Consider the following 6,451-nt stretch of genomic DNA (forward strand, 5'->3'; position numbering starts at 1 on the left):
TCTGTGTAATCTGTGGTATAGTATTTACTGACATTCTAAGGTTTTCATGGCAATGTCGGTGGTCAGGAAGATGCGATCGCCACCAATAAATTCGGTAAATCCAATTTTATCCAGTTTATCTAAAACCGGCCCTTTGACTTCGGCCATATAAAAGTTGATGCCGACACTCTTTAACTCTTCAATTAAACTTTTTAAGGTTTCTAACCCACTGCCATCAATCACATTTATAGCACTACAAATTAAAACTAAATGTTTGATTTCAGGATAGGTTGAAACAGCATTTTGTACATAAGTCTGCAAGTATTTAGCATTGGCAAAATACAGGCTCTCATCAATCCGAATGGCTAAAACATGAGGACAGGTTTTGACGGGATATCGCTCTATATTCCGGAAATGTTCCGTATTTTCAATGCGTCCGACAATGGCAATATGGGGTTTACTCGTGCGCCAGAGATGCAGGGCCAAGGAAATGGCAGCACCAATCAGAATTCCGGTTTCTACGCTGGTGGCGAGGACGGCAATAAAGGCAGCACTCCAGGCGATCGCATCTCCTTTATCATATCCCCACAGTCGTTTTAATGTCCCAAAATCTAACAAATTGGATACCGCTACTAAAATAATCGCCGCCAAAATTGTTTGGGGTAAAAAATAAAATAACGGCGTTAGAAACATCACCGTAATCGCAATCACAATGGCCGTAATTATCGATGCTAATCCCGTATTTGCACCTGCCGCAAAGTTCACCACGGACCGACTCAATCCCCCCGTTACGGGATATCCTCCGGTAAAAGCAGCACTGGCATTGGCGGCCCCTAACGCAATTAATTCCTGATTTGCATCCAGTTTTTGGCGCTTCTTACTGCCTAAAAAACTCCCCACGGCAAATGCTTCCATAAACCCCACAAAACTAATCGCTACCGCAGCAGGAAATAACTGTTGTAGAGTCGTTGCATCAAAAATTGGCAGGGAGATGGGTGGCAATCCTTGGGGAATCGTTCCCACCACTTTCACTCCAGCCATTTCATCTAATCTCAATCCCCAAACCAACAGAGAACTGACAATCACCAGCAGCAAAGGTGCGCTTTTCGTAATCGGGACGATCGCCGCTTCCGAGACACGCCATTGTTTCAGATAATCCTTGACTTTTTTGTTAAAAAAGATTAAAATACCCAAGGCCGTTAACCCGAGCATCAGGGTCACCCCGTTGGTATTTGCCACTTCTGCACCTAAATAGGAAACCAGTTGCACAAATGACTCAGTTTGGGGAATTCTCACACCCAATAAATGTTTGACTTGGCTGAACCCAATTAAAATAGCTGCTGCACTAATAAATCCCGAAATCACCGACTGACTCAGAAAATTAACCAAAAACCCGAGGCGAAATACTCCCAGGAGAATTTCAATAATTCCCACTAGGAAAGCTAGGGTTAAAGCTAATCCTAAATATTCCGCCGTATTTTCCGCAGCCAAGGTGCTAACAGCAGCAGCAACCATCAGAGAATCAACAGCAACCGGCGCAACGGAGAGGCTGCTACTCGTTCCTAAACAAGCATAGACAATTAGCGGTAAAATGCTGGCATATAATCCCACTTCTGGGGGTAATCCCGCCAGCATTGCGTATGCCATTCCTTGGGGAATCAGCAAGCTGGCGACGATAATTCCAGCGGTTATATCTCCAACTAAATACTCGCGCCGGTAATGCAGTCCCCAATTTAAAATGGGAATATACTGTTTAATTGCGTTCATTAAAAAACTCGGTTAAAAAGTAGGGTGATTTCCCTGAGTAATTGTAGGGTAACCACAGATTTCACGGATTTTCACTGAGAAACTGGGGAACCGGATTCCAAGTCTCTCTCCCACAAGGGGAGAGAGATTTAGAGTGAGGGGGATGCACTGTACCAATGGCCTAAACAATGGCGGGTTTCCCACAGCCTTCATTGGCAGGAACGGCTTCGGCAATTTTCTTGGGGTCGGGCAAATTTAGGTTGTTCATTTGTTCGATGAAACTGTCGCGGTCTTTGCCGACAAACCGAGGGTTATGGTTTTTTTCTTCAATAATGGTGGAGACGGTTCTGCCTTTGTAGTCGTGACCGGGATAGACGAAGGTTTCATCGGGTAAGGTGAAGATTTTTTGGGTAATACAATCATAAAGTAAGCCGGGATTACCGCTTTGAAAATCGGTGCGTCCGCATCCGCGAATTAGTAGGGAGTCTCCGGTTAAAATGCGATCGCCATTGACAAAATAGGCATTATGACTATCCGTATGTCCCCAGGTGGCGATCGCCTTAATTTCGATGTCCCCAACTTGCAAAATTTCCCCATCTTTGATGAAGCGATCGGCACAAGCAGCACTGGCATTTTCGGGAACAACTCCCTGACAGTTGGTGCGCGATCGCAATTCTCCCGTGCCCGTAATATGATCCGCATGAATATGGGTTTCCAGGCAGTAGCGCAAGGTTAATCCCAACTCTTGCAGCAGTTGCAAATCGCGCTCGACTTGCTCGATAACCGGATCGACTAAGACCGCTTCCTTGGTGGTTTCGTCAGCAATTAAATAAGTATATGTACTGGTTTCATTGTCATACAGTTGGCGGAATAGCATGGCGGGTTCCTCCTTGGGGTTAATTTCTGCGGTTAACTTGCGGATAGTCTGTCTCTGGGTTTCCTGGGGGGCGATCGCCCCAGGATGGTGGCGACAAATTCAAACGACTTGCTTTTTACCTATCCACTACTATATAGTAATGTAACAAGAGATTTTTGACAACCAGCCAGCAAGGAGCCACGGGAGTTAGAGTCAGTCCCTGGACTCCCCGCCTTTTTAAGTAACAATACTCAGCATAAGACAAAAACGATGGTCAACCTCACACAACACCCTTCCCAAATCCAAATTCCGCAACCCCAAACCCAAGTTCGCAAAACCATCCATCACCAAATCCTGGCGATCGGGGGCGGATCAGCGGGAATTGCCACCAGTTCCCAACTGTTAGCAAAAAACTCCGCCTTAGATATCGCCATTATCGAACCCTCAGATATCCACTATTATCAACCCGGTTGGACCTTAACCGGAGGCGGAGTTTTTCAGATTGAAGACACCCGCAAACCTCAAAAAGAGGTCATGCCCAAAGGCGTGACTTGGATCAAAGACAAAGCCGTAAAACTCAACCCCGATGGCAATACTGTCATTACCGCCAGCGGCCTTGAGATAGAATATGACTGTTTAATTGTCTGTCCCGGAATTCAAATTGATTGGCATTTAATCAAAGGGCTGAAACAAGCCCTCGGTAAAGAAGGCGTTACCTCCAATTATTCCCCAATTTATGCGCCGTACACTTGGGAAACCATTAAAAACTTTCAAGGGGGTAACGCCCTCTTTACCTTTCCCAATACCCCGATTAAATGCGGAGGAGCGCCCCAAAAAGTCATGTACATGGCCGATGATACCTTTAGAAGTAAATCGGGAGTTCGAGAGCGCTCCAATGTCATGTTCTTGACCCCCGCTACAAAAATGTTTTCCGTTCCCGCTTATTCCAACATTTTAGAAAATGTCGTCAAAGAGCGGGAGATTGAGGTCAAATTTCAGCACAATCTGAAGGAAATTCGCCCAGAAACCAAAGAAGCAATTTTTGATATTCTCAGCGAAAGCGGTCCCGTGGATGAACTTAGCATTAAGTACGATATGATTCACGTTGCCCCCCCACAAAGCGCCCCTGATTTTATTAAACAAAGCCCTCTGGCAGTGCCCAATAATCCTTATGGTTGGGTAGATGTGGACCGAGATACCCTGCAACATAACCGCTATCCCAATGTCTTTGGAATTGGCGATGCCTCCTCCCTTCCCACCTCTAAAACAGTGGCCGCAGTTCGCAAGCAAGCGCCGGTTTTGGCTGAAAATTTACTGGCATTTTTGGCATCAAAACCGCTCCAAGCTCGCTATGATGGCTACACTTGTTGTCCCTTAATTACCGGCTATGACAAAACAGTTATGGCAGAGTTTAATGGGTACAATGGTCATCCGATTTCGAGTTTTCCGCTCAATCCCGCCAAGGAACGTTGGATGATGTGGATCATGAAAAAGCACCTGATGCCTTGGATTTATTGGAATCGGATGTTAAAAGGGTCGCGGTTTGAGGGGGATTATATTAAGTTTATGCAGTGGCATGGAAAATAACCCCTGTTAATTAGCCCAGGCAGACGAAAAATCGTTATTTCTTGTAGGGGCGCAATGCTCGAAGCCCTCTTTTGGGCCTGCACATTGCGCCCCTACCTACACACCTTGACAGGGCTAGTCCGTATAGCCCCACCCTTTCCTTACGGAACGCTACGCCGGATGCGGGTTTCACCTCCCCTAAAAAAAGATTGGCTAAACTACTTGACAATTGCATCGCTATTTAGTTATATTGCGATTGTTGCCTGCTGCACTCAAATTTGACCCGCAGCAAAAGGTAACGCACTTATTCCATTTAGAGATATTACGGCTATGACAACAACCGTCTCTTTTCCCAGTGGGAATAGCCTCTGGTCCCGATTCTGCGACTGGATTACTAGCACCGAAAATCGGCTGTATATTGGCTGGTTTGGAGTGTTAATGGTTCCCACCATTTTCACGGCAGCGATCGTCTTTGTCCTGGCATTTATTGCCGCTCCTCCCGTCGATTTAGATGGGATTCGTGAGCCGGTTTCCGGTTCCTTGCTCTACGGCAATAACATTGTTACGGCCACTATTGTTCCGACTTCTGCGGCGATCGGCTTGCACTTATATCCCCTTTGGTCCGCCGCTTCTTTAGATGAATGGCTGTATAACGGTGGCCCATATCAACTGATTGTCCTGCACTTTTTGATTGGCATTTACGCCTATATGGGTCGGGAGTGGGAACTCAGCTATCGCCTGGGAATGCGTCCCTGGATTCCCGTCGCCTTTTCTGCTCCCGTTGCCGCTGCCACCGCAGTGCTGTTAGTTTATCCAATCGGTCAAGGGAGTTTTTCCGATGGGATGATGTTAGGAATTTCTGGAACCTTCAATTTTATGATTGTGTTCCAAGCCGAGCATAATATTCTCATGCACCCCTTCCATCAACTCGGTGTGATCGGTGTATTTGGTGGTGCTTTATTTGCCGCTATGCACGGTTCTTTAGTGACTTCTTCTTTGGTTCGCGAAACCAGTGAAAACGAATCGACTAACTTCGGTTATAAGTTCGGACAAGAACAAGAAACTTACAACATTGTTGCCGCTCACGGCTATTTTGGTCGCCTGATTTTCCAATATGCGTCCTTCAACAATAGCCGCAGCTTGCACTTCTTTTTAGCTGCATGGCCCGTGGTAGGAATTTGGTTTGCCGCTTTAGGCATTTCCACGATGGCGTTTAACCTGAATGGGTTTAACTTTAATCAGTCCATTCTGGACAACCAAGGTCGTGGAATTAATACCTGGGCTGATGTGATTAACCGCGCTAATTTAGGGATTGAGGTAATTCACGAGCGCAATGCTCATAACTTCCCCCTTGATTTAGCCGCTGCTTCGGTGCAACCGATCGCCTTAACTGCTCCGGTCATTCACGGTTAATCTGATTTTCTGCATCTTGCCTTTAATCCTCATAGCTTCCTAATTACTTTAGCTCCCGAACTAGCCAAGTTGGGGAGCTTTTTTTGGATCACCTTGGCACGACTCGCTGAATTTTTCTCTGGATTAAATAGGATTTAACGTTTTATCAAAATTTCCTGACTCCAGAACACGATTATGAGCCTAAAACTTGACAGTTTTCTGGGGTAATGTTCTATAATAAAAGAAACAACCAACCGAGGTGGATTGTTTACCCGTTCAGGTCAAGCCAGTCCCCCATCATGTTAAGGGTTGTCTACTAGAATTACCCTCTATCAAGAGACTCCTTCTATTTATTTTTTCATATTGAATTAACGGAAGCCGAGGCTAACTATGACTGCAAATCAGACGAACCAACTGCTTGATATTGACGCCCTGACCTTGAAACAGGGATTAAGCGAGCAAAAAATCACCCTGATTGATGTGCGAGAACCCGGGGAATTTGCGGGAGAACATATCCAAGGGGCTACCCTATTACCCCTGTCTCAATTTGACCCAAACTCGCCTAAATTGCAAGGGGACAAAGATATCGTTCTCTACTGTCAAAGTGGCAACCGTTCCCGACAAGCGGCGCAAAAACTCTTGGCGGCAGGAGTTCCCGAGGTGATGCAGCTTAAAGGGGGAATTAACGGCTGGAAACAAGCGGGATATCCAGTAGAAGTGAATAAAAATGCCCCGATTTCTATTTTCCGTCAGGTGCAAATTGTGGCCGGGACTCTGGTGTTTACCGGGACGTTTCTCGGTTATTTTGTGAACCCGGGGTTTTTATTTCTGAGTGGGTTTGTGGGGGCCGGTTTACTCTTTGCTGGCATTAGTAACACTTGTGCAATGGGAATGCTGTTGGCTAAACTTCCT

6 protein-coding genes are annotated in these 6,451 nt (G+C 46.0%); 4 read left to right on the plus strand and 2 right to left on the minus strand.

The genetic code is table 11. The features are described from left to right. Positions 1-24 precede the first annotated feature (24 nt). Positions 25-1,746 (minus strand): SulP family inorganic anion transporter, encoded by a 1,722-nt coding sequence (locus NG833_RS22240; RefSeq protein WP_254567463.1) that lies wholly within the window; start codon positions 1,744-1,746, stop codon positions 25-27. A gap of 160 nt (positions 1,747-1,906) precedes the next feature. After that, positions 1,907-2,602: an MBL fold metallo-hydrolase gene (locus NG833_RS22245; protein WP_254567464.1), complete on the minus strand. Its 696-nt coding sequence runs from the start codon at positions 2,600-2,602 to the stop codon at positions 1,907-1,909. Here NG833_RS22245 and NG833_RS22250 point away from each other — a divergent pair. The 4 genes from NG833_RS22250 to NG833_RS22265 all read left to right on the plus strand — a co-directional run. Beyond that, complete coding sequence (locus NG833_RS22250) at positions 2,601-2,747, plus strand: hypothetical protein (RefSeq protein ID WP_254567465.1); 147 nt, start codon at positions 2,601-2,603, stop codon at positions 2,745-2,747. The genes NG833_RS22245 and NG833_RS22250 overlap by 2 nt on opposite strands. A gap of 104 nt (positions 2,748-2,851) precedes the next feature. Continuing rightward, entirely contained in the window at positions 2,852-4,168 is a 1,317-nt protein-coding gene (locus tag NG833_RS22255; RefSeq protein WP_254567466.1) for an FAD/NAD(P)-binding oxidoreductase, read from the plus strand. Positions 4,169-4,477: 309 nt separating this feature from the next. Beyond that, a complete protein-coding gene (gene psbA / locus NG833_RS22260; protein WP_254567467.1) occupies positions 4,478-5,560 on the plus strand; it encodes a photosystem II q(b) protein in 1,083 nt (360 codons plus the stop codon). A 369-nt stretch (positions 5,561-5,929) separates the two neighbouring features. Further along, a partial coding sequence (locus NG833_RS22265; RefSeq protein WP_254567468.1) for a rhodanese-like domain-containing protein occupies positions 5,930-6,451 on the plus strand: 522 nt, incomplete at its 3' end.

This window comes from Oscillatoria sp. HE19RPO, assembly GCF_024220515.1.
In the GTDB taxonomy this organism is placed as follows: Bacteria; Cyanobacteriota; Cyanobacteriia; order Cyanobacteriales; family Laspinemataceae; genus Laspinema.

Bases quoted from the DNA above. Each gene is read 5' to 3' on its own strand.
- NG833_RS22240 (WP_254567463.1), bottom strand. From the start codon at position 1,746: ATGAACGCAATTAAACAGTATATTCCCATTTTAAATTGGGGACTGCAT.
- NG833_RS22250 (WP_254567465.1), top strand. From the start codon at position 2,601: ATGGCGGGTTCCTCCTTGGGGTTAATTTCTGCGGTTAACTTGCGGATA.
- NG833_RS22245 (WP_254567464.1), bottom strand. From the start codon at position 2,602: ATGCTATTCCGCCAACTGTATGACAATGAAACCAGTACATATACTTAT.
- NG833_RS22255 (WP_254567466.1), top strand. From the start codon at position 2,852: ATGGTCAACCTCACACAACACCCTTCCCAAATCCAAATTCCGCAACCC.
- psbA (WP_254567467.1), top strand. From the start codon at position 4,478: ATGACAACAACCGTCTCTTTTCCCAGTGGGAATAGCCTCTGGTCCCGA.